Raw genomic sequence first — 23,360 nt, forward strand, 5'->3', positions numbered from 1 at the left:
GGGGAGGGCTGGGGTGGGGTTGTTGCGACCCCTGAGTTCGATTAGCCGCGCAGCGGCGTAATCGGACGAGGTGACGGATTCTGGTACCCAATTCGCCATCGAATGTGGCAACAGGTTTGAATGACGTGCAATCACAGGAATCGGAGTAACAATGGCACAACCCAGACTGAAAATGCGCCTCGGCGACCTGCTGGTACAGGAGCAGATCATCTCGGATGATCAGTTGCAGCTCGCCCTGCAGCAGCAGCGTCAGACCGGGCGCAAGCTGGGGACCACCCTCATCGATCTCGGCTTCATCAGCGAGGTGCAACTGCTGCAGTTCCTCGCACGCCAGCTGGACGTGCCCTTCTTCGATCTCAACAACCTCACCATAGACGCCTCGGCCGTGACCCTGTTGCCCGAGGTGCAGGCCCGCCGTTATCGCGCCCTGGCGGTCAACCTCAGCGACGACAAGGTGACTGTGGCCATGTCGGATCCCGCCGACTTGAGCGCCCTGGATGCTATCGCCGCCCTGCTCAGCCCCCGCGAAATGGTGCTGGCGGTGGCGCGGGAAGGCCAGCTGCTGGAGTATTTCGACCGCCTCTATCGCCGCACCCGGGAGATAGAGAGCTTCGCCGAACAGCTGCAGGAGGAGTATCAGGACGCCGGCTTCGAGCTGGGTGGCGGCAATCTCGGCGCTGGCGATGAAGGGGAGGCGACCGTGGCCAAGCTGCTGCGCTCCCTGTTCGAGGACGCGGTGCAGGTGGGGGCGTCGGATATCCATATAGAGCCGGACGAGAAGGTGCTGCGCATTCGCCAGCGCATCGACGGCGTGCTGCACGAAAACATACTGAACGAGGTGCGCATCGCCCAGGCGCTGGTGTTGCGCCTCAAGCTGGTGGCCGGGCTCGACATCTCCGAGAAGCGGCTGCCCCAGGATGGCCGTTTCGCCATGAAGGTGCGCGGCCGGGACGTGGATGTGCGTATGTCCACCATGCCGGTGCAGTACGGGGAATCCGTGGTGATGCGACTGCTGGATCAATCCTCCGGCATCTTGTCGCTGGCGGAAACCGGCATGCCACCGGCCATCCTGTCCCGCTTCCGGCGCCAGCTCAAACGTCCCCACGGCATGATTTTGGTGACGGGCCCCACCGGCAGCGGCAAGACCACGACACTCTACGGCGCCCTCTCCGAGCTCAACCAGGCCAGCCACAAGATCATCACGGTGGAAGATCCGGTGGAATACCGGCTGCCGCGGGTCAACCAGGTGCAGGTCAACCCCAAGATAGGGCTCACCTTCTCCCAGGTGCTGCGCTCCACCCTGCGTCAGGATCCCGACATCCTGCTGGTGGGGGAGATGCGGGACAACGAGACGGTGGAGATAGGCCTGCGCGGCGCCATCACCGGTCACCTGGTGCTGACCACATTGCACACCAATGACGCCGTCACCAGCGCCCTGCGCCTCATCGACATGGGGGCACCCGGCTATCTGGTGGCGAGCGCCCTGCGGGCCGTGGTGGCCCAGCGTCTGGTGCGACGGGTGTGTGAACACTGCGCCTGCGAGACGGCGCCGGACCAGGGGCAGGCCACTTGGCTCACCATGCTCTCCGGCGAGGCACCCGGCCAGCACCTCTATCGCAAGGGGCGTGGCTGCCAGAGCTGCAACTTCACCGGTTATGCGGGCCGGATCGGGGTCTACGAGCTGCTGGAGCTGGATCAACCCATGATGGATGCCCTGCGCCGCAACGATGCGGAGGGCTTTGCCCGGGCGGCGCGCGAGCACGAGCACTACAGGCCTCTGGCCCTGACGGCGCTCGATTATGCCCGGGAGGGGATCACCTCGGTGGATGAGGTGCTCAGGCTGGCCGAGGATCTGGGCTAAGCCATGGGCAGCTTCAACTACAAGGGCCGCGACAGTCAGGGCAATGCCGTCAGCGGGATGGTGGATGCCGCCAGCGAGATGGCGGCCGCCGAGCAGCTGATACGGCGCGGCGTGATGCCGACCGAGCTCAAACCGGGCAAGGCGAAAGCGGCCAGCATCGACTGGGCGCTGCTGCTGGAGGGGGGCGTCAAGCTGGACGAGCTGGTGGTGTTCAGCCGCCAGATGTATGCCCTGACTCGGGCGGGCATCCCCATACTGCGCGCCATCGCCGGGCTGGAGGAGAGCGCCCACAGCAAGCCGCTCAAGCGGGCGCTGCATGCGCTGGGGGAGGATCTTGGCAACGGTCGCCCCCTGTCCAGCGCCATGCAGTCCCATCCCAGGGTGTTCAGCAACCTGTTCGTCGCCATCATCCATGTCGGCGAGAACACCGGTCAGCTGGAGGAAGCCTTCCTGCAGCTCGCCAACTATTTCGATCTGGAGCTGGAGACCCGCAAGCGGATCAAGACCGCCATGCGCTATCCCAGCTTCGTGATGATTGCCATCGGCATCGCCATGGTGATCCTCAACATCATGGTGATCCCGGTGTTCGCCGGCATGTTTGCCAAGTTCGGGGTCGAGCTGCCGCTGGCGACCCGGATCCTGCTCGCCACCTCCCACTTCTTCGTCCACTACTGGTGGCTGCTGCTCGCCATCCTGGTGGGCGCCGTCGTCGGTTGGCGGCGCTGGGTCGCGACCCCCGGGGGCAAGCTGGCCTGGCACAGATGGCAGCTCAGGCTGCCCATCGTCGGCACCATCATAGAGCGTTCCCTGCTGGCCCGCTTCGCCCGCAGCTTCTCCATGATGCTCAAGGCCGGGGTGCCCCTCAACCAGGCGCTGACCCTGGTGGCTGATGCGGTGGACAACGCTTATATGGCTGGCCAGATCCGCGACATGCGCGCGGGCATAGAGCGCGGCGAGAGCCTGCTGCGCACCGCCGGTGGCAGCGGCCTGTTTACCCCGCTGGTGATGCAGATGATCGCGGTGGGAGAGGAGACCGGCCAGGTGGACGAGCTGCTGCACGAGGCGGCCGAATACTACGAGCGGGAGGTGGACTATGACCTCAAGAGCCTCACCGCCCGCATCGAGCCCATCCTGATCGGCATAGTGGCGGTCATGGTGCTGATCCTGGCGCTGGGCATCTTCACACCCATGTGGGACATGATGCGTGCGGTCAGAGGAAAATAAGACGGCATCTTCATCCTCCTGATGGGGGGCATGGTGTGTGCCGTGCGCGGCAAGTGATGAGGCATCTTCACGCTCCTGATGAGGGGCATGATGCGCGCGGTCAGAGGAAAATAAGACGGCATCTTCACCCTCCTGATGGGGGGCATGGTGCGTGCCGTGCGCGGCAAGTAATGGGTATCTTCACTCTCCTGATGAGGGGCATGATGCGTGCGGTCAGAGGAAAATAAGACGGCATCTTCACGCTCCTGACGGGGAACATGATGTGTGCCGTACAGGACAACTAGGCGGCGGGAGGGCAATGGGTGAGCAGACAGTCCGAGCAGGATGATCGTTGGCTGGGGGGATACAGGCGTTTGCTGGCCGTTATCTTGCTGCTGGTCATCATCGCCAGTCTGGCCCTGGGCTATCGCACCCAGCGGGAGCAGGCGCTGGCGGTCAGCCTGGAGCTACTCGGGGGCCAGTTCGCCGAGCGCGCGCAGCGCTTGCACGGGCTCTGGCTCGATCAGCGCAGGCCCGAGGTGCTGCATGGGCAAGGGGTGGCCTGGCAGTTCGATGCACGCGGCTGGCCGCTGGCCGTGCTGCCGTTGCGGTCGCCCTCCGACAACTGCCGCCAGCTGTGGCAGCAACTGATCGGCCCGCAGGCGCAGGAGCTGCCATCACTGCAGGTGCTGGCCAGTCGGGATGGCGGAGGCTGTGAATTTGGCTGGGAATCTAACTGGCTGATTTATCGCTTCTCTGATGGCAGGGTGGTGTTCAGATCCTGAATGGCGATTGAACGGATCCAGTCTGGACTCTGGGTTACATGATTTTTTTCTATCTGCATGAAATAATGCGGGTTACTACGGAGGCAGCATGGCAGCAAAGAGAGTGACACCCGGCCGCACTATGGGCGGTTTTTCCCTGATCGAGCTGGTGATCGTCATCGTGATTCTGGGGATACTGGCGGTCACCGCCTTGCCCCGTTTTCTCGACGTGACCGACGAGGCGAAGAAGGCCAGCGTGGAAGGGGTATCGGGCGGCTTTGCCACCGCGGTCTCTCTGGTGCGGGCCCAGTGGGAGGCGGAGGGGCGTGCCAAGCAGGACAGCCTCAACACAGTGCTGTATGACGGCTCGCGCTTCTATCTCACCACGCCGACCGAGAGCCAGGTCAACAATGGCGAGCTCTCCCCCGGTTATCCCATGGATACTTCGGCGAGCGGCTCTCCCGATGTGGATCCGGCCAATCTGACGGCCACGCGCTGTCTCAATATTTGGGAGGGGTTGTTGCAAAATCCTCCCAAGGCTACTGCCAACTTTGACGAGGTAAGCGGTAGCGGCAATGACCTGAAGTTCTATGCCACGGTGAGCAACAATGGGCTGGATTCGGTCTGCCGTTACTATCTGGTCAACAGCCTGAGCAAGGGAAGTGATGGACGGTATCAGGACCCGCAAGGGAGCACGGATGCCTATATGAGTTTCAGTTACCGCCCGGCCTCCGGCCAGGTCACCACCAATATCAATTGATAAACAGAGGAAAATGTAATGAAAAAGCAGGCGGGTTTTACCCTGATCGAACTGGTGATCGTGATCATCATCCTGGGCATTCTGGCGGTCACCGCCGCGCCCAAGTTCCTGAATCTGCAGGATGATGCTCGTTATTCTGCCGCACAAGGTGTGCAGGCTGCACTGCAGAGCTCTGCAAATCTGGTGTACAGCAAAGCAGCATTGCAAGGCATTGAAAGTGTGTCTTCGGCGACACCGGTTGATGGTGTGGACGGTGTTGAAGTCATCTACGGCTACCCAACAGCAGCCACGATTTCTGCAGCAGTTACTTTGGAAGGTTGGAGTACGTCCGGTGCGGGCGGTACTTTTGTTCCAGATAACAGCGCAGGTAACAACTGTTCAGTTGTATATACCCAAGCTGATGGCCAAACCAAGATTTTCAGTACCGAAATTCAAGGTTGTGCCAAGCCTTGATTGTGACCAGCGAGGCTTCGGCCTCGCTTTTTCGCTGTCCAATGAGAAGCGTCATGGCAACAACCAAAGGGTTTACCCTGATAGAACTGGTGATCGTGATCCTGATACTCGGGATTCTGGCCGCCTTTGCCGTGCCCAAGTGGCTGGGCAAAGGCGGCTTTGAAACCCATACCGTCAGCGATGAAGTGGTGGCCCGACTGCGACTGGTGCAGACCATCAATATGAATGAACCCTCTAAACCCTCTCGGGCTGATCCCAACAATGCCAGACAGACGTTTTTTCAGGCCAAGCCAGGCCAATTCTGGCATTACTCCGTGGCACTGGTTGATGGCGCGGTGTCTGCACCAATACACATCGTGAACACCGGCGCGTCGGTGACCCTCAACGGACAATCCGAATTCAGCATTCATTTTGACAAGCGCAGTGGCCGCCCGTTGGCTCCGTGCGTTGCTGACTGCGAGATCTTGATTAGCGACGGCATTGAGAATGTCCGGCTGCGTATCGAGCCAGAGGGTTATATCCATGCCCTCCCTTAACGCCTCCCGCGGTTTTACCCTGGTCGAGCTTGTCGTCGGCATAGTGCTGCTGACCATAGCGCTGACCGGGATCCTGGGTTTGCTTGTCAATCAGGCACCCCAGGCGGTGGATCCGGTGCAGCCGCCCAACTGGCTCAACGCATCTTGAACGAGGTGCTGCAAAAATCCTTCGACGAACATTCGGACCATAACGGCGGTCGCTATCGCTGCGGCGAGACGGCCGGTACGCCTCCTGTGACCTATCCCACCTGCACCGCTAGCGCCGACTATGGCCCTGATGGTGAGCCCGCTTCTTATGCCTTTAACGATGTTGATGACTTCGATACCGCAGGCAACTGGGTGGACGCCAATCGCTTTACCCAGACGTCGGTTGGCGTCAACAACGAGGAGTATCGCAACTATCAGATCAGGATCAGCGTCACGCCTGACTCCCTGTTTGGGAGCCCGGGCAAGAGTGCAGAGTCCATTGGCAAGCGCATCGAGCTGACAGTGCGGCTGCCGGATAGCAGTGAAGTCGATTTTGCTGTCTACCGGGGTAACTACTGATGGGTCGTCGTCTGGCTCGGGGTTTTACGCTGGTCGAGCTGGTGATGGTGATCCTGCTGCTCGGCATCATGGCCACCTTCTCCAGCCAGTTTATCGGCATCGGCACCCAGATCTATGGGGATGCCAGCCGCCGCGAGCAGCTGATGAGCGATGCCCGCTTCGCGCTGGAGCGGCTCAATCGCGAGCTGCGCGATGCGGTGCCGGGCTCGGTGCGGGTGGAAGACGTCGGGGGGGCTCTGGTCGATCGGGGCTCTTGCCTGCGTTTCTGGCCCATCGCCACCGCCAGTGGCTATCTGGGCTCTGCGGTCAGCAACGGGCTTACCATAGTCACACCCAATATTCTCCCCACAGACAAGGATTGGGGCATCGTTTACCCGCTCCCGGATACCACTCCCGGTAACCTGAATACCCTCGACAAGGGCTGCATCCATGGCAACTGTGTGGCCAGGGTGAGCGGCGTGGGCAATGCCGCTTCGGGGGCGCTGCCGCTGACAATGGCGGGCAGCTTCAGCAAAGATTCCCCCGGGCTCAGGGCCTTTTTTGCCAACCAGCAGGTGCTCTATTGCATGAAAGGGGAGAGTCTGTGGCGCATGGCCAAGTCTCTCAGCGATGGCCTGAGTAGCAGCGAGACCACACAACTGATGGCCGAGCATATTCGTCCGGCCCCCTATTACTTCTATCGGGATCCTGCCGCCTTCAGCCCGAGCGAGGTGGGGTTGCGGCTGGTGTTCGAGCAGCGCGGCGAGAGCGTCAGCTTCAACCACAAGCTGGAGGTGCTCAATGTTCCTTAAGCCACTTCCCGCCAGCAAACGGGCCCAGCGCGGCAGCGCCATCATGGTCGCGCTCTTCGTCATCGTCATCATGGCCCTGCTGGCGGCGGCCATGGGCCGCTTTCTGGTCGACAGCGGCGAGAAGAACACGGTCGAGGTGCGCGGTGTGCGGGCCCTGATGGCGGCCCAGAGCGGGTTGGAAGTCGCCCTCTATCGGCTGTTTCCCAATCGCAGTGGCGCCGAGTTGCCCGCCGCCTGCACCAGGGTGGCGGCGTCCCATACCTTTGACAAGGATCCCGGCCTGAGCGGGTGTCGGGTGTCGGTGAGCTGCAACGAGATCCAGGCCAGTCAGGGGGGAGAGACCAGCACCACCTACCGACTCACCAGCCTGGGCACCTGTGGTACAGAGGCAGCGGGCGCCAACCCGGGCTTTGCCGTCAGCCGCACCCTGGTGGCGGAAGCTTTTGATGGAGTAACCCCGTGATAACGCCCGTGAGGAGTGAGCACCCATGATGCCCCGCTTGAGTTCCGGCCTTTGGCTGGCGCTGATCTGGTGCACCGCCTCGGTGCAGGCCGCCAGCCAGTGTACTGCGGCCTTCACCTATCCGGTTCAGAGCCATGCCTCTCCCGGTCGACTCGCCATGAGTGGCGAGAGCCGGATCACCAGCGCCACCGTGGACACCAATTACCCCTTCCTTGGCAAAACCATCCAGCCGAATGCCAACTGCAACAACGGTGGCTTCTGGAACAACGGCACCTGGGTTTCCAGTTGCAACGTCAGCGGCGTCCTGGCCAGCCCGCTCAAGGATGTGGCATTTATCAGCGACCCCAACGAGTTTCCTGCCAACCCGGGAGGCTTTCCGTCCTATAGCGGGAAAAAGGATCTCGCTTGCGACGGCGCCATCTCGCCTGCAGCCGGTGACTACAAGAGTGCCTCATGGGGGGGCAACAGTTGCGTGGCGACCCTGAAATCGGGCCAGACCTATCGCTTCGATACCCTGTCGATCAGCGAAGGGGCGAGGCTCAACCTCAACGGCGCGACCGTCTATGCCAAGAAGCTGACCATCAAGAATGATTACAACAGTGGCGTCACCGGGTCGGGAAACCTTCATGTGAACGATCTGATGGTCACGGGCCAGGGCAAGCTCAACGACGCCAGGGTCACCGTCTACAGCTCTCTGGAGGTCTCGGGCAATGGAAATACCGGGACGGCCGTCTTCCAGCCGCGCTACATAGATAACGTCACTATGGATGTTTCGGCCGGTGGCCAGAGCGTGCTGATGGGAGCCGGAGACTGGGTCATCAAGAACCTGGGGATGAAGCGCAACAGTGTCATGACTTTCCAGGGTCAGAGCTCTCTCGCTGTCTATGGGCTCAAGATGGAAGGACAGGGCAAGATCACGGCTGCGGGCAGTCGCAGCGATCTGACCCTCAAACTGCATCAGACCCTGGAGGTGAGCGACAACGGCGTCATCAATGGTTATCTGGAGGCCAGCTACGTCAAGACCTTCAAGCATCAGAGCACGTCCGACATCCGGCTCTACTTCCGTGGCGGCAGCCACTGGATCGACAAGCTGGAGCTTGGCAGCAACGACAAGCTGATCTTCGACACCGGTTTCGCCACCCAGCTCTACCTCAAGAGTGACCTGACCCTGAGCGACCAGATGGAGGTAAATGCCGGGGGCAGGGCCAATGACCTGAGGCTCTACCACTTTGGCAAGGTCACCATGAGCGACAATGCCAAACTCAACGCCATTCTCTATGTGAATGCGGGCGATCTGGCCATGAGCTGGCAGGCCCAGCTGACGGGGGCCGTGTCGGCGGTGAATGTCACCATGACGGATAACAGCAAGGTGATCCACGAGCCCTTTAGCGGTGACTGGCCCGGTATCTGTGAAGAGGATCTGACCTGCTTCAGCGACGACTTCTCCGCCAGCACCCTCAGCAACAACTGGGTGGTGGCTCGCAGCAGCGGCAACTTTACCCCCGCCATCGTCAATGGCCGGCTCGGCATGACCCAGGCCAACCCCAAGCAATCTACCTCGGCGACTTACCAGCGGCTCTTCCCCGCCGCCAACAACCTGGTGACCATAGAATTCGACCAGTATGCCCACGGCGGCAACGGGGCGGACGGCATGGCGGTGGTGCTCTCCGATGCCAGGGTCACCCCCCAGCCGGGCGCCTTCGGCGGGCCCCTCGGGTATGGTTTCAAGACGGGGGTCAACAACGGCTTTGCCGGTGGCTGGCTCGGGGTGGGCATAGACGAATATGGCAACTTCTCCGGCGAAGGCGGGGCGACCAACAAGGGGCGGCGCAAGCAGTCCGTGGTGGTGCGTGGCTCGGGCTCAGGCACCAGCGGCTACAACTACCTCAAGGGGACTTGCAAAGACGGCGCCGACAACGCCAACGGCAACTGCCTGTCGCCGACCGTGGACAGCGGCTCGGACAGCAATCGTCCTCACCGTTATCGACTGACCATAGATTCGCGTACCAAGGACCAGTCCATGGTCAAGGTGGAGCGCAACACGGGGAGCGGTTACAGCACCCTTATCGACAGCTTCAATGCCGCCGCCCAGAGTGGCCAGGCGGCCATTCCCGAGAATCTGCTGTTGTCTCTGACCGGCTCGACCGGGGATGCGACCAACGCCCACCAGATCGACAACGTCCGGATCTGCGCCCTCAAATCCAATCCGGTGGGGACCCAGATCGATCACTTCGAGTTCGATCACTCAGGCCAGGCCCTGACCTGCAACCCGGAAACCCTCATCATCCGGGCCTGCGCCAACGCCAGCTGCAGCCAGTTGTTCACGGATCCGGTGAGCGCCGTCCTGACGCCGCTTAAAAACGGCAGCAACGGCTGGGTGGCCGACAGCCAGGTGAGCTACAGCGGCAATACCGCTACCGTGAATTTCAGCGACGGCACCGCCAAATTGCAGCTGCGCAACAATCTGGCGAGCGCCATGAGGGTGGGGGTGAGTGGCTCGACACCGTCCACCAAGCCACTTAGCACGACGCTTTGCCGGGCGGGCAGCGGTGCCCTGAGCGACGCCGCCTGTACCCTCAGCTTTGCCGACAGCGGCTTCCTGTTCAATGTGCCGGATACCCTGGCTAACAAGCCTCAGGATGTGGTGATCAGTGCAGTCAAGAAAGACACTGCGACCCAGCAGTGTATCCCCGGCTTTATCGGTGCGCGCTCGGTCGGCTTTTGGGGAACTTATACAGACCCGAATACCAATATCTTCAACAGCAAGATAACGATAGATGGCAACGCTATCCCGACTTATGCCGCCAGTGTTACTTCCCCGGCAGCAACGACCATCAATTTGACCTTCGATAGCCAGGGCAAGGCAACCCTGAAAAAAGTCAGCTACCCGGATGCGGGTCAGATGAGGCTCAATGCTCGCCACGATGGCAGCGGGGATACTGCGGGGCTGGTGATGACGGGCTCGGATCTCTTCGTCAGCCGCCCGGTCGGGCTCTGCATCACCCCCGTTCAGGGGGCCTGCGCGGCAGGAAACATCAGCTGTCCTGTGTTCCAGAAGGCGGGCGATGACTTCCAGCTAAACATCGGCGCCGTGGCCTGGCAGTCCGATGATGACCAAGACCTGTGCAGCGGCAACCTGGCGACCCCCAACTTCACACTGGCCAAGATAGCGCTCGGCAGCCAGCTGGTGGCCCCCAAGCCCGGGGTCGAGGCGGTGGTCAGCAAGCCGAGTTATGACCATGCTATCGCGGCCAGCAACAACCTCAATGCCGTCACCCAGTCGCTCAACGAGGTCGGGGTCTTCCAGATGACGGCGACGCCACCGGTGGCAACGTCGCCAGAGGGAAGCACCGTATCTACGGGCTATTTCGGCTACACCATACCCGCCGCCAGCAGCGTGCCGGTGGGGCGCTTTGTGCCCTGGGACTTCAACTTGGTGAGCGGCAGCGTCACCCCGGCATTCGGCGGTTTTAGCTATATGAGCCAGCCGTTTGGGGTGCAGACGACGGTGCAGGCGCGCAACAAGGAGGGGGGGGTTACGAAGAACTACCGTGGGGCCTTTGCCAGGGGCACTCTCTCTCTGGTGGCCGCCAACAACCAGGACGGGGTGGATCGCTCTAATCGGCTGGCACCGCTGGCCGCCAGTTGGACCGAGGGAACAGGCAAGCAGACAGGTGAAACCCGCTTTATGCGATTGCGAGAGCTGACCCCGACCCTGACAGCACCGGAGGAGCCACTGCGGCGGCTGCGGCTGGGGCTCAAGGTGGAGGACGGTGAAACACCAGAGACCAGCTTCCTCGTAGATCGTGATATGAACCCAGCCGTGACCGGCACTTGCCAGAGCGGGGTGAATTGCACCGCCAGGCAGCTATCTATTCCGAAGGGATCGGAAGATACCATGATCGCCTACTATGGCCGTCTACTGGCCAGCACTCGTCAGGGGGTCGACAGCGCCCCGCTGGCGCTGCCCCTGCAGGTGCAATATTTCGAAAGGGGCCTGTGGCGAGTCAACCAGCAGGATGTCTGCAGCCAACAGAATGCCTGCAGCCAGATCTCCCTGGCGGGTGGCGGCATTGTCTTCACCGATGCGGATCAACGCTATGACGCTGGGACGGGGGACCTGACGCTAAAAGATGGCACCCGCATCCGGCTTGGCCTCGGCAATGTGGCACCGGGCGGCACTCAGACCGGTTTCGATGGCGGCGAGACCAGCTTCCACTTCGCGCCGCCCAATCAGGCGGTGCGCATTCCCTATCAAATCGTGCTGGAGAAACAGCCGCTGCAACCCCTGGCGCCGACCTGGTTGGCGGATCCCGCGACCGAGGATCACCTGATGGGGATGGCGATCTTTGGCCGTGACAGGGGCAACGATCGCATTATTTATCGCCGCGAAGTGATGCCCTGAAAATGATATGGGGACAAGGAGAGGGGCGCTTTGGGGTGGGCCTGCGTCTTATCTCCTTGTTTCGTAGTGTTTGTCTGCCTGAGCGGGTGAGTGATGACTCGCATTTTTGTCGCGCCTGATTGACTGGCGACAGTTTGAGCGCTTGCCCATTGGGGTGGGCATTGGTAAAGTTAGCCGGTTTTCTGCACCTCCAAATTCTTAGGATTTCCCGTAGCCATGTTCAAAAAGCTCAGAGGCGTCTTTTCCAACGATCTGTCGATCGATTTGGGAACTGCCAACACCCTGATCTACGTAAAAGATCAAGGGATCGTCCTTAACGAACCCTCAGTTGTCGCCATTCGCCAAGAGCGCGGGAACGCCAAATCGGTCGCTGCCGTCGGTCATGCCGCCAAGCAGATGCTGGGTCGTACCCCTGGTAACATCTCCGCCATTCGTCCGATGAAGGACGGCGTCATCGCCGACTTCTACGTGACCGAGAAGATGCTGCAGCACTTCATCAAGCAGGTTCACGACAACAACTATTTCCGCCCCAGCCCCCGTGTGCTGGTGTGCGTGCCGTGCGGCTCCACCCAGGTAGAGCGCCGTGCCATCAAGGAATCCGCGCTGGGCGCCGGTGCCCGCGAGGTTTACCTGATCGACGAACCCATGGCCGCCGCCATCGGTGCCGGTCTGCCGGTTTCCGAAGCGACCGGTTCCATGGTGGTGGACATAGGTGGTGGTACCACTGAAGTGGCCATCATCTCCCTGAACGGCGTGGTCTACTCCCAGTCCGTGCGTATCGGTGGCGACAAGTTTGATGAAGCCATCATCAGCTACGTGCGCCGCAACTACGGCAGCCTGATCGGGGAAGCCACCGCCGAGCGCATCAAGCACGAGATCGGCTCCGCCTACCCGGGCGAAGAGGTGCGCGAGATCGAAGTTCGTGGTCGTAACCTGGCCGAGGGTGTGCCCCGCAGCTTCACCCTGAACTCCAACGAGATCCTGGAAGCGCTGCAAGAGCCGCTGTCCGGCATCGTCTCCGCCGTCATGGTCGCCCTGGAGCAGTCCCCGCCCGAGCTGGCGTCCGACATCTCCGAGCGCGGCATGGTGCTGACCGGTGGTGGCGCCCTGCTCAAAGACATCGACCGTCTGCTGATGGAAGAGACCGGCATCCCGGTCGTCGTGGCTGAAGATCCCCTCACCTGTGTCGCCCGTGGCGGTGGCAAGGCGCTGGAGCTGATCGATATGCACGGTGGCGATCTGTTCCACTACGAATAAGACCCAAAGCCGGCCGAGCGCCGGCTCTTTTTTGACGACTCATGAAACCCATCTTTGGTAGAGGCCCTTCGCTTCAGTTACGGTTGTTTCTCGCCGTCATCATCTCTGTCGCTGCCATCGTCGCGGATTCCCGCTTCGGTGTGTTCACGCACGTCCGCGTCTATCTGAGTTCCCTCGTCAGCCCGCTGCAATACATCGCCAATGCGCCAGGTACCCTGCTCGACACCATGTCGACCCAGGTGCAGACCCGATCCAGCCTGATCGAGCAAACCAAGCAGCAGGAGCAGCAGCTGTTCACCCTGCGCTCCCGCCTGCTCAAGCTGGATCAGCTGGAGCACGAGAACCAGCGCCTGCGCGAGCTGCTCGGGTCGCCGGTGCACAAGGAGTCCCGCAAGATGGTGGCCGAGCTGTTGTCGGTGGATTCCGACCCCTTCAGCCATCAGGTGCTGATCAACAAGGGGGCGCTGGACGGCGTCTATAACGGCCAGCCGGTGATCAACGATCAGGGGGTGGTCGGTCAGGTGCTCCACGTGGGCTCCACCACCAGCCGCGTCCTGCTCATCACCGACTCCAGCCACGGCATTCCGGTGCGGGTGCTGCGCAACGATCTGCGCGCCATCGCCTCCGGCAGTGGCGAGCTGGACAAGCTGGAGCTGCGCAACCTGCCGCGCAACACCGACGTCCAGGTCGGCGATCTGCTGGTCACCTCGGGCCTCGGCGGCCGCTTCCCGGAAGGCTATCCGGTGGCGACCGTGACCCGATCCGATTACGTGGAGGGCAAGCCCTTCGCCCAGATCGAGGCCAGGCCCCTGGTGGCGCTGGACAGGCTGCGTTACCTGCTGCTGCTGTGGACCGACAAGAAGCCGGAAGTGCATGACGACGAGCCCATGACGCCGGCGGCTGCGCCCTCTGCGGCGACGGCCACCTCGGCGGCGGAGGCGACGCGCTGATGCTGCAACCCGCCAGCGGCAGGATCTGGATCTGGATCTCGATCCTGCTGGCCCTGTGCCTCTCGATCCTGCCGCTTCCCTTTCAATTCGAACCCTTCAGGCCGGACTGGCTCGCCATGGTGCTCATCTACTGGGCGCTGGCGTTGCCGCACCGCACCAACGTCGGTACCGCCTGGGTGGCGGGCCTGCTGCTGGATGTGCTGCTCGGCAGCACCCTCGGCGTGCGGGCCATGGCCATGGCCATCACCACCTATCTGGCGGCCTTCCAGTTCCAGAAGATCCGCAACTTCTCCCTCTGGCAGCAGGCGCTGATCATCGGTCTGCTCTCCCTGGTAGGCAAGATCACCGTGTTCTGGGCCGAGCACCTGTTCAGCCGTGCCAGCCTCAACCTGGCCTACTTTTGGTCGACGTTGACAACGATGTTAATATGGCCCTGGATTTTTATGGTCTTGCGCAAGGTACGCCGTCGCTTCAATATCAAGTGAACATGAGCAAAAACAACGGATTGTAACTGCGTCTCATCTCATTGAGTGAATATGAACAAGCACAACGAACTGCAACTCTATCTCGCCTCGGGCTCGCCCCGCCGGCATGAACTGCTGACCCAGCTGGGCTACCGTTTCGAGGTGCTCAGGCTGGATGTGCCCGAGCAGCGGGAAGCGGGCGAAAAGCCCCAGGATTACGTCTGCCGGCTCGCCCGTGACAAGGCGATGGCCGGTGTGGCCGCGGCCCCGACCGCATTGCCTGTGCTGGGTGCCGACACCATAGTGGTGCTGGGGGACAGGGTGCTGGAGAAACCCTCCGACCTGCTCGATGCCAAAGACATGCTGGAGGCACTCTCCGGCAAGGTCCATCAGGTGATGACGGCGGTGGCACTGGCCACCCCGGAGCGCTGCGACGTGCGGCTGGTGACCACCAATGTGGCCTTCCGCAAGCTGGACGAGGCCGAGATCGAGGCCTACTGGCGCACGGGTGAACCCTGCGACAAGGCCGGAGCCTATGCCATCCAGGGAATAGCCGGCAAGTTCGTCAGCCGCATCGAGGGGAGTTACAGCGCCGTGGTCGGCCTGCCCCTGCTGGAGACGGATCTGTTGATCAAGCAGCACCTCGAGCAGACTCGGTAATCCCCTCGTCAGCAGTTCGCTGCTGAGTTACCCGTTGTTCGTCGTGCCAGAATTCAAAACTAGAAAGGCAAGGTAACTTATGTCAGTAGAACTGCTGGTGAACGTCACCCCCTCAGAGACCCGGGTCGCCTTGGTCGAGAACGGGCTGCTGCAGGAAGTGCATGTAGAACGTCAGGCCAAGCGCGGCATAGTGGGCAACATCTACAAGGGCAAGATCAGCCGGGTGCTGCCCGGCATGCAGGCCGCCTTCGTCGACATCGGCATGGACAAGGCCGCCTTCCTGCACGCCTCTGACATAGTGCCCCACACCGAGTGCGTGGCGATCAAGGAGAAGGAGCAGTTCCAGGCGGGCAACATCGCCGAGCTGGTACGCCAGGGTCAGGACATCATGGTGCAGGTGGTGAAAGACCCCCTGGGCACCAAGGGGGCCCGTCTCACCACCGACATCACCTTGCCGTCCCGCTACCTGGTCTTCATGCCGGGCAGTGCCCACGTCGGCGTTTCCCAGCGCATCGAGTCCGAAGCTGAGCGGGAACGCCTCAAGCGCACAGTGGCGGGCTATGTGGACGAGCTGGGTGGCTACATCATCCGCACCGCCGCCGAAGGGGTGGGTGAGCAGGAGCTGGAGCAGGACGCCGCCTTCCTGAAGCGGCTGTGGCGCAAGATCCTGGAGCGCAAGCAGAAGTACCCGCCCTGCAAGATCCTCTACGAGGATCCCAGCCTGGCCTTCCGGGTGGTGCGCGACTTCGTCGGCGCCGAGCTCGACAAGATCCGGGTCGACTCGCGCCAGAGCTTCGAGCTGCTCTCGCACTTCACCGGGGAGTATGTGCCCGAGCTCGCGAACAAGCTGGAGTATTACTCCGGCGAGTCGCCCATCTTCGATCTCTACGACGTGGAGAACGAGATCCAGCGCGCCCTGGAGCGCAAGGTGGAGCTGAAATCCGGCGGCTACCTCATCATCGACCAGACCGAAGCCATGACTACTGTGGACATCAACACAGGTGCCTTCGTCGGCCATCGCAACCTGGAAGAGACCATCTTCAACACCAACGTCGAGGCCACCGCCGCCATCGCCCGCCACCTGCGGTTGCGCAACCTCGGCGGCATCATCATCATCGACTTCATCGACATGCAGTCGGAAGATCACCGCCGCCGGGTGCTCCACAGCCTGGAGCTGGCGCTGGCGAAAGACCGCGCCAAGACCAACGTCAACGGTTTCTCCCAGCTCGGGCTGGTGGAGATGACCCGCAAGCGCACCCGGGAGAGCCTGGAGCACGTGCTCTGCTCCGAATGCCCCGAGTGCAAGGGGCGCGGCCGGGTCAAGACGGTGGAGTCGGTCTGCTTCGAGATCCTGCGGGAGATCATCCGGGTCAACCGTGCCTACGATGCGGATCAGTTCACCGTCTATGCGGCCCCCTCGGTGGCCGACTACCTGCGGGGGGAGGAGTCCCACAGTCTGGCCGAGCTGGAAGTCTTCATCGGCAAGCAGGTCAGGGTGGTGACGGAGCCGCTCTGTGGGCAGGAACAATTCGATGTGGTGATGATGTAATTGATCTACCGCTGGCTGAGTCGGGGCTGGTTAGCCCTCGGGGTCTTCTTCGTGCTGCTGGCCATCCTGGTCAGCGTGGTACGCCTTGGCGGCCCCCTGCTCAACCAGCACAGGCAGGCTCTGATCGCCACCCTGCTTGGCGACAGCCAGCTGGAGGTGAGCGTCGAGCACGTCGGGCTGAGCTGGACCCAGCGCGGACCGGCCCTCGAGCTGCAAGGGCTGGCCATCGCACCCGATTCGGGGCGCTTCTCCCTGCGCCTTGGCAAGGTGTGGGCCCACCTCGACTTCTGGCGCTCCCTCAACGACTGGAAACCGGTGTTTGGCCAACTGTTGCTGAGCGACGGCGACATAGCGCTGGATCTGGCGCAGCCGGCCGCCCCGGCTGGCGAGAAGAGCCCGGATCAGCAGCGGGCCCTGCTGCGCTTCCTGCTGACCCAGCTCTCCACCTTCGACATTCATGACAGCCGCCTGAGCGTGACCACGGCGCTGGGGGAGGTGCGCGCCCTCAACATCGCCCAGCTGCGCTGGCAGAATCGCGGCAAGCGCCATCAGGGGGTGGGCAAGGCCTACCTCATCAACGGCGTGGGCGAGAGCGCCATCGATCTCATCATCGACGTGGATGCCCCGCAAGTGCGCCTCGACAGGCTCAAGGGCCAGCTCTACCTGGGGGCCAGCGAGCTGGACATCAGCCCCATGCTGGCGCGGATCCATGCCGGCGAACCCAAGGTGACCGGCCAGCTCGACTTCCAGCTGTGGAGCGAGTTCGAGGGGGGCAGGCTCGGCAACTCCCTGCTGGCCTTTGGCAACAACCATCTGATCTGGAAGGACGAGGTCAAGGGCGAGCCACACCGGCTCGATCTGCAGGGGGGCAAGATCCAGCTGCGGCGCGACGGTGAGGAGTGGCAGCTCGCCAGCCATGACGTGACCTTCAAGCTCGATGGGGCGACCTGGCTGCAGAGCCGGTTGCAGCTCGAGCGGGTCGGCTCCCGCATCCAGGGCTATGTGCCCGCCATCGATCTCAACCAGATGGCCAACCTGAGCCAGCTGGTCTCGGGCCTCTATCCCAGCCTGACCAACACCCTCAAGCACACCCAACCCAAGGGCAAGGTGCAGGAGCTGGTGCTGCAGGCCGATGGCGACTGGCAGGGGCTCTCCCTGAGCGGGCAGCTCAGGGGCTTCGAGACCAAGGCCTGGCACGATGTGCCCGGGCTGCAGAAACTGGACGGCGACTTCTGGCTGACCCCGGCCGGGGGCAGCGCCCGCCTGACCCTGGGCAAGGGCAAGGTGGATCCCGCCCGTCACTTCAAGGTGCCTATCCCGGTCGACAGCCTCTTTGCGCGCCTCGACTGGTGGCGCGAGACGCAAGGCTGGGTGCTCTACGGCCAGGATATAGCGCTGGATAACGAGGACTTGACCCTCGCCAGCCGCTTCCGCCTAGAGCTGTTCGAGCACCCCTTCCTCGCCCTGACCGGCCGCATCGACGTGAAGAATGCGGCCCATGCGGATCGCTACTATCCGCTGGCCGTGATGAGCGACGGCCTGGTGGACTACCTGAGCGGCGCCATCAAGGGGGGCAAGGCCAAGGGGGCAGACCTGCTCTGGTATGGCGAGTTCCGCGACTTCCCCTACGACAACGGCAAGGGGGTCTTCCAGGTCGCCGTGCCGCTGGAGCAGGCCACCTACGAGTTCTTCCCCGGTTGGCTGCCGCTGACCGAGCTGCAGATAGACCTCCTGTTCCAGAACGCGGGTCTGGACATGCGCAGCAGCGCCACCCGGCTCGGCAAGGCCAGATCCGACGCTGTGCACGCCTGGATCCCGGATCTCTCCCCCGGGGCGCACCTCTACGTGGATGCCAAGGTCCAGGGGGAGGGGCAGGCCATCAGCGGTTACCTGCAGGAGTCTCCCCTCGCGGGCTCCGTGGGTCAGGCGCTGCGGGAGATCGAGATCCGCGGCCCCATGGATGGCACGGTCAAGCTGGATATACCGCTGGGTGGCAAGGGCGAGGTCAAGGCCAGCGGAGAGGCGAACTTCCATGACAACAGCGTCAGGATCGCCACCCTGGATCTGCCCCTGGAGAAGGTGCAGGGACGACTCGAATATGACAACGAACACACGCACTTCAGCAATCTCAAGGCCAGCCTGTGGAACCAGCCGCTGACCCTGGATTATCGGGGCAAGCAGCAGCCCCAAGGCTATCAGGCGGATCTCAAGTTCAAGGGACTCTGGGACAGCAGCCGCCAGCGCCAGGACATTCCCGCCCTCGAGATGCTCAAGGGGCGCAGCAACTGGACGGGGACCCTGGGGCTGACCCTGCCCGAGAACAAGGCCTTCAGCTTCCAGCTGGCGCTGGACTCCAACCTGCAGGGGATGGGGCTGGATCTGCCGATGCCGCTGACCAAGGCGCCCGGGAGCCGGCTCCCCCTCAAGGTGACGGCACGGGGCCGCGACGGCAGCGCCGACATTCGCGCCGTGCTGGGGGCCGATGTGGATATGCAGAGCCGGCTGGTGTACGGCGAGGGGGCTCCCTACCTCAGCCGGGTGCGGGTCAACGTCGGTCAGCCCGGGGCCAGGGTGCTGCAAGACAAGCCCATGCTGCTCGCCATCAATCAGCCACAGGCCGATGTGGCCGGCTGGCTGGCACGGCTCACGCGCTGGTTGCCGGGCAAGGGGGCGGGGAGCAGCGGCAATGCGGTGGTCGGCCCCGCCTTCCTGCCTCAGGAGTGGTGGGTCGATGGCCTGCTCGCCCGGGCCGACATCGGCAGCGCCAACCTCAAGGCGGTGCACTTCACCGTGGGGCCGGTGAACCTGGCCACCGAGGTGATGATCGACAGTCCCGAGGTGATGGGGGTAGTGCGCATTCCCGTGACGGACAGGCAGCCCATAGATGCCAAGTTCGCCCGTATTCACTGGTCGGGCAAGGGATCCGATCTCAGCCCCGAGCCCGATGCGAGGCAGGACAAGGCCATCATGGATGCCATTCCCTGGCTCACCTTCAGCTGCGTGGATTGCCGCTTCGGCGCCCTGCCCCTCGGGGAGCTCAAAGGGGAGCTGGTGCCAGGCGCCAACCGGCTCGATCTCAAGGGGCTGGAGATGCGGCTCGCCGGCAGCACCCTGAGCGGCAGCGCCGAGTGGCTGGCGCAGCCCGGCCAGATGCAGACCCGGGCCCGCGCCCACCTCAGCACCCAGAACAGCGAGCTGCTACTCAAGCGACTCGGCTTCACCTCGCCCATAGGCGACGCGCCGGGCAAGCTGGCGCTGGATCTGAGCTGGCGTGACGTGCCCTACCGGCTGGACTTGCCGACCCTGGCAGGCAGTGCCGATTACCAGCTGGAGGGGGGCACACTGCGGGAGGTCAACGACAAGGGGGCACGCCTGCTCTCCCTGCTGAGCCTCGACTCCCTGATGCGCAAGCTGCGCCTCGATTTTCGCGATGTGTTCGACAAGGGCTTCTACTTCGAGTCCATGTCGGCCTCCGCCAAGATCAAGCAGGGGGTGGTGGAGAACAACGACTTCTACATGAAGGGAGCCGCGGGCAATCTGCGTGGCGAGGGCATCGCCGATCTGGTGCGCTGGCGTCTCGATTACGATCTGAGCTTCTCCCCGAACCTGGGGGGTACCCTGCCGGTGGTGGCTGCGTTCTCGCTGACCCCGATCACCGGGCTCTATGTGCTGGCGCTCTCCAAGCTGCTGGAGCCTGTGGTGGATGTGGTGACCCGCATCGACTTCCGGGTCTCGGGCCCGCTCGATGATCCCAAGCTGATCGAGGCAGGCCGGGATCGCGCCCGCATCAAGCTCAATCAGCAGCAGAAGCAGGCGGTGGATGCGGTGGCCCCCAACCTGCCCGCCGAGGAGGTCAGCCCCTTCCTGCTGACCCCCAAGCACGGCGGGCCAGCCCAGCGCTGAGGAGCGGCGTCCGGTGCCAAATTCCTTTCGTCCCGGGCCCGAACCCCTCATAGTGCTGGGAGTCCCCCGCGAGCCGAGGATGCAGAGTCCGGCGGCTTGCCCCATCACAAGGAGCGCGTCATGTGGCTAGCCGCCATACAGTTGATCTCGGGTCGTCACTGGCAGGATAACAAGGCACAGATTGCCGCCGAGCTGGCGGCGCTGCCCAAGGAGCGCCCCTTGCTGGTGCTGCTGCCGGAAAACTTCGCCCTGTTCGGCGAGCGCCAGGGTTATCTGGATGGGGCCGAACCCCTGGGAGATGGCCCAATCCAGCAGCAACTGGCCGATTGGGCCAAAACCCACGGCATCTGGCTGGTGGCCGGGGCCATGCCCACCACCATCGCCGGTTCCGACCATATCCACACCAGCTCCCTGGTGTTCAATCCCGACGGGGAGCTCAAGGGCCACTACCACAAGATCCACCTGTTCGACGTGGACGTGGCGGACAACCACGGCCGCTACCGGGAGTCAGAGACCTTCAGCCCCGGCCAGGAGTGCGTGGTGGTGGACTCTCCCTTTGGTCCCCTCGGCCTCTCTATCTGTTATGATCTGCGCTTCCCCGAGCTCTATCGCCAGCTGGCTCGTGCCGGTGCCCGGGTGCTGCTGGTGCCTGCCGCCTTCACCGCCGTGACCGGGGAGGCGCACTGGGAGCCGCTGCTGCGGGCCCGCGCCATCGAGAACCAGTGCTATGTGGTGGCCGCCAATCAGGGGGGCAGCCACGAGACGGGGCGTCAGACCTGGGGCCACAGCATGGTGATCGATCCCTGGGGCCGGGTGCTGGCCTGCCAGGATTCGGGCCCTGCCACTGTGCTGGTGAAGATGGAGCCCGGCCTTGTCGACGAATTGAAACGTACCATGCCCGTGCTGCAACATGCCCGGTTGCTCTGATGGTGTGGTGTTGATTGACCTAGGGTGCAACAAGCGAAGCGCATTGCACCGGTGTCGATCTTGGGGTTGGCGATGCAATTCACTTTGTTCATTGCACCCGACGAATACGAACTTCCGGGGTATTGATTGACCTAGGGTGCAACAAGCGAAGCGCATTGCACCTGTGTCTGTCTTTGGGTTGGCGATGCAATTCACTTTGTTCATTGCACCCGACGAATACGAACTTGTCACCGGGCCACACCGGATGAATTCACCGTTACGACGTCTCGCATCGAGAGTGGAGAGAAAGATTGAGTCTATTGAGCCAGGTTAGTGCCTCCTTGTTGGCCCCGAACGATCTCGACGAAGGACGCCTGCAGCAGTTGCTCGGCAGCCTGATGAGCCATCAGGTGGAGTTCGGCGACCTCTATTTCCAGCGCAGCTGGCACGAGTCCTGGATGCTGGAAGACGGCATCGTCAAGGACGGCAGCTACAACATCGACCAAGGGGTCGGGGTGCGCGCCGTCAGCGGCGAGAAGACCGGCTTCGCCTACTCGGACGAGCTGAGCCTGCTGGCCCTGCAACAGTCGGTGACCGCCGCCCGCGGCATAGCCGCCACCGGCGCCCAGGGCAAGGTGAAGGCCTGGGCTCGCACCGAGGCGAACCTGCTCTATCCCGCCATGGACCCGCTGCAGACCCTCGACAAGCAGCAGAAGATTGCCCTGCTGGAGCAGATGGACAAGTTCGCCAGAAGCCTGGATCCCGCCATCAATCAGGTGATGGCCTCCATCAGCGGCGTCTATGAAGAGATACTGGTGGCCGCCACCGATGGCACCCTGGCCGCCGACGTGCGCCCTCTGGTGCGCCTCTCGGTGACCGTCATCGCCGAGAAGGGGGATCGCCGGGAGCGCGGCAGCGCCGGCGGCGGTGGCCGCTTCGGTTACGACTATTTCCTGGAGCTGGACGGGCTGGAGAGCCGCGCCTTCGGCTATGTGCGCGAAGCGGTGCGCCAGGCGCTGGTGAACCTCGAGGCCATAGATGCGCCGGCCGGCACCATGCCGGTGGTGCTGGGGGCAGGCTGGCCCGGTGTGCTGCTGCACGAGGCGGTGGGCCACGGCCTGGAGGGGGACTTCAACCGCAAGGGCTCGTCCGCCTTCGCCGGTCGTATCGGCGAGCAGGTCGCCTCCAGGCACTGCACCATAGTCGATGATGGCACCCTGGTGGGCCGGCGCGGCTCCGTCTCCATCGACGACGAGGGCACCCCGGGGGGCTATAACGTGCTGATCGAGAACGGCATCCTCAAGGGCTACCTGCAGGACAAGCAGAACGCCCGCCTGATGGGGGTGCCTCTCACCGGCAATGGCCGCCGCGAGTCCTACGCCGCCCTGCCGATGCCGCGCATGACCAACACCTACATGCTGGCGGGTCAGCACGATCCGGCGGAGATCATCGCCTCGGTGAAGAAGGGCATCTATGCCCCCAACTTCGGTGGCGGTCAGGTGGACATCACCTCCGGCAAGTTCGTCTTCTCCGCCTCTGAGGCCTACCTCATCGAGGATGGCAAGATCACCGCTCCCATCAAGGGCGCCACCCTGATCGGCAACGGCCCAGAGGCCATGAGCCAGGTCTCCATGGTGGGCAGCGATCTTGCGCTGGATCGCGGGGTCGGGGTCTGTGGCAAGGAGGGGCAGAGCGTGCCGGTCGGCGTCGGTCAGCCCACTCTCAAGCTGGATCAGCTCACCGTGGGCGGCACTTCCTAGGTTGGCTTGGCCGCGCAGCGGCATGACCCGACACCACCAAACCCCGGCCGCAGCCGGGGTTTGGTTTTCTCTGGGGCGCACAAATAAAAACCCCGGTCACTGGACCGGGGTGGGTGAAGGGGGTTGATG

17 protein-coding genes and 1 pseudogene are annotated in these 23,360 nt (G+C 63.0%); all 18 read left to right on the plus strand.

The genetic code is table 11. The features are described from left to right. Nucleotides 1–151: 151 nt before the first annotated feature. The 18 genes and pseudogenes from mshE to tldD all read left to right on the plus strand — a co-directional run bounded on the left by mshE (nt 152) and on the right by tldD (nt 23,231). On the plus strand, nt 152–1,861 hold the full coding sequence (gene mshE / locus AB5Y91_RS15380; RefSeq protein WP_163155475.1) for an MSHA fimbrial ATPase MshE: 1,710 nt from the start codon (nt 152–154) through the stop codon (nt 1,859–1,861). A gap of 3 nt (nt 1,862–1,864) precedes the next feature. After that, a complete protein-coding gene (locus AB5Y91_RS15385; RefSeq protein ID WP_368170182.1) occupies nt 1,865–3,085 on the plus strand; it encodes a type II secretion system F family protein in 1,221 nt (406 codons plus the stop codon). Between the two features lie 302 nt (nt 3,086–3,387). Continuing rightward, nucleotides 3,388–3,849, plus strand: a complete 462-nt coding sequence (locus tag AB5Y91_RS15390; protein ID WP_252995446.1) for a hypothetical protein — start codon at nt 3,388–3,390, stop codon at nt 3,847–3,849. A gap of 88 nt (nt 3,850–3,937) precedes the next feature. Then, a complete protein-coding gene (locus tag AB5Y91_RS15395) occupies nt 3,938–4,588 on the plus strand; it encodes a type II secretion system protein (protein WP_218292621.1) in 651 nt (216 codons plus the stop codon). Between the two features lie 18 nt (nt 4,589–4,606). Beyond that, a complete protein-coding gene (locus tag AB5Y91_RS15400) occupies nt 4,607–5,041 on the plus strand; it encodes a prepilin-type N-terminal cleavage/methylation domain-containing protein (protein WP_305883412.1) in 435 nt (144 codons plus the stop codon). A 53-nt stretch (nt 5,042–5,094) separates the two neighbouring features. After that, the gene (locus AB5Y91_RS15405) at nt 5,095–5,577 is read left to right on the plus strand and encodes a prepilin-type N-terminal cleavage/methylation domain-containing protein (RefSeq protein WP_252995447.1); all 483 of its coding nucleotides are present in this window, start codon (nt 5,095–5,097) and stop codon (nt 5,575–5,577) included. Continuing rightward, nucleotides 5,564–6,123 (plus strand): annotated as a pseudogene (locus AB5Y91_RS15410) (prepilin-type N-terminal cleavage/methylation domain-containing protein). The gene AB5Y91_RS15405 and the pseudogene AB5Y91_RS15410 overlap by 14 nt, the downstream one beginning before the upstream one ends. After that, on the plus strand, nt 6,123–6,914 hold the full coding sequence (locus tag AB5Y91_RS15415) for a type II secretion system protein J (RefSeq protein WP_368170183.1): 792 nt from the start codon (nt 6,123–6,125) through the stop codon (nt 6,912–6,914). The pseudogene AB5Y91_RS15410 and the gene AB5Y91_RS15415 overlap by 1 nt, the downstream one beginning before the upstream one ends. Next, nucleotides 6,904–7,377 carry an MSHA biogenesis protein MshP gene (locus tag AB5Y91_RS15420; protein ID WP_368170184.1) on the plus strand — a complete coding sequence of 158 codons (474 nt, stop codon included), beginning with the start codon at nt 6,904–6,906 and terminating at the stop codon, nt 7,375–7,377. Before AB5Y91_RS15415 ends, AB5Y91_RS15420 begins: the two co-directional genes overlap by 11 nt. 25 nt (nt 7,378–7,402) lie before the next feature. Beyond that, on the plus strand, nt 7,403–11,782 hold the full coding sequence (locus tag AB5Y91_RS15425) for a DUF6701 domain-containing protein (protein ID WP_368170185.1): 4,380 nt from the start codon (nt 7,403–7,405) through the stop codon (nt 11,780–11,782). A gap of 216 nt (nt 11,783–11,998) precedes the next feature. Next, complete coding sequence (locus AB5Y91_RS15430) at nt 11,999–13,039, plus strand: rod shape-determining protein (RefSeq protein ID WP_005308111.1); 1,041 nt, start codon at nt 11,999–12,001, stop codon at nt 13,037–13,039. A 41-nt stretch (nt 13,040–13,080) separates the two neighbouring features. Further along, on the plus strand, nt 13,081–13,989 hold the full coding sequence (mreC, locus tag AB5Y91_RS15435) for a rod shape-determining protein MreC (RefSeq protein WP_163148085.1): 909 nt from the start codon (nt 13,081–13,083) through the stop codon (nt 13,987–13,989). Then, nucleotides 13,989–14,474, plus strand: a complete 486-nt coding sequence (gene mreD / locus AB5Y91_RS15440) for a rod shape-determining protein MreD (protein ID WP_025325450.1) — start codon at nt 13,989–13,991, stop codon at nt 14,472–14,474. Before mreC ends, mreD begins: the two co-directional genes overlap by 1 nt. Nucleotides 14,475–14,525: 51 nt before the next feature. Beyond that, nucleotides 14,526–15,113, plus strand: a complete 588-nt coding sequence (locus tag AB5Y91_RS15445) for a nucleoside triphosphate pyrophosphatase (protein ID WP_106885186.1) — start codon at nt 14,526–14,528, stop codon at nt 15,111–15,113. 79 nt (nt 15,114–15,192) lie between these two features. Beyond that, entirely contained in the window at nt 15,193–16,662 is a 1,470-nt protein-coding gene (gene rng, locus AB5Y91_RS15450) for a ribonuclease G (protein WP_025325452.1), read from the plus strand. Beyond that, nucleotides 16,663–20,565 carry a YhdP family protein gene (locus AB5Y91_RS15455; RefSeq protein ID WP_368170186.1) on the plus strand — a complete coding sequence of 1,301 codons (3,903 nt, stop codon included), beginning with the start codon at nt 16,663–16,665 and terminating at the stop codon, nt 20,563–20,565. A gap of 120 nt (nt 20,566–20,685) precedes the next feature. Continuing rightward, a complete protein-coding gene (locus tag AB5Y91_RS15460; protein ID WP_368170187.1) occupies nt 20,686–21,492 on the plus strand; it encodes a carbon-nitrogen hydrolase family protein in 807 nt (268 codons plus the stop codon). A 290-nt stretch (nt 21,493–21,782) separates the two neighbouring features. Continuing rightward, nucleotides 21,783–23,231 (plus strand): metalloprotease TldD, encoded by a 1,449-nt coding sequence (gene tldD / locus AB5Y91_RS15465; protein WP_368170188.1) that lies wholly within the window; start codon nt 21,783–21,785, stop codon nt 23,229–23,231. Nucleotides 23,232–23,360: the final 129 nt, after the last annotated feature.

It is taken from the genome of Aeromonas sp. R4-3 (assembly GCF_040908275.1).
Lineage (GTDB): Bacteria > Pseudomonadota > Gammaproteobacteria > Enterobacterales > Aeromonadaceae > Aeromonas > Aeromonas rivipollensis.

Excerpts from the sequence above, each read along its gene's own strand:
- mshE (WP_163155475.1), top strand. The coding sequence starts at position 152 with ATGGCACAACCCAGACTGAAAATGCGCCTCGGCGACCTGCTGGTACAG.
- AB5Y91_RS15385 (WP_368170182.1), top strand. The coding sequence starts at position 1,865 with ATGGGCAGCTTCAACTACAAGGGCCGCGACAGTCAGGGCAATGCCGTC.
- AB5Y91_RS15395 (WP_218292621.1), top strand. The coding sequence starts at position 3,938 with ATGGCAGCAAAGAGAGTGACACCCGGCCGCACTATGGGCGGTTTTTCC.
- AB5Y91_RS15400 (WP_305883412.1), top strand. The coding sequence starts at position 4,607 with ATGAAAAAGCAGGCGGGTTTTACCCTGATCGAACTGGTGATCGTGATC.
- AB5Y91_RS15405 (WP_252995447.1), top strand. The coding sequence starts at position 5,095 with ATGGCAACAACCAAAGGGTTTACCCTGATAGAACTGGTGATCGTGATC.
- AB5Y91_RS15415 (WP_368170183.1), top strand. The coding sequence starts at position 6,123 with ATGGGTCGTCGTCTGGCTCGGGGTTTTACGCTGGTCGAGCTGGTGATG.
- AB5Y91_RS15420 (WP_368170184.1), top strand. The coding sequence starts at position 6,904 with ATGTTCCTTAAGCCACTTCCCGCCAGCAAACGGGCCCAGCGCGGCAGC.
- AB5Y91_RS15425 (WP_368170185.1), top strand. The coding sequence starts at position 7,403 with ATGATGCCCCGCTTGAGTTCCGGCCTTTGGCTGGCGCTGATCTGGTGC.
- AB5Y91_RS15430 (WP_005308111.1), top strand. The coding sequence starts at position 11,999 with ATGTTCAAAAAGCTCAGAGGCGTCTTTTCCAACGATCTGTCGATCGAT.
- mreC (WP_163148085.1), top strand. The coding sequence starts at position 13,081 with ATGAAACCCATCTTTGGTAGAGGCCCTTCGCTTCAGTTACGGTTGTTT.
- mreD (WP_025325450.1), top strand. The coding sequence starts at position 13,989 with ATGCTGCAACCCGCCAGCGGCAGGATCTGGATCTGGATCTCGATCCTG.
- AB5Y91_RS15445 (WP_106885186.1), top strand. The coding sequence starts at position 14,526 with ATGAACAAGCACAACGAACTGCAACTCTATCTCGCCTCGGGCTCGCCC.
- rng (WP_025325452.1), top strand. The coding sequence starts at position 15,193 with ATGTCAGTAGAACTGCTGGTGAACGTCACCCCCTCAGAGACCCGGGTC.
- AB5Y91_RS15460 (WP_368170187.1), top strand. The coding sequence starts at position 20,686 with ATGTGGCTAGCCGCCATACAGTTGATCTCGGGTCGTCACTGGCAGGAT.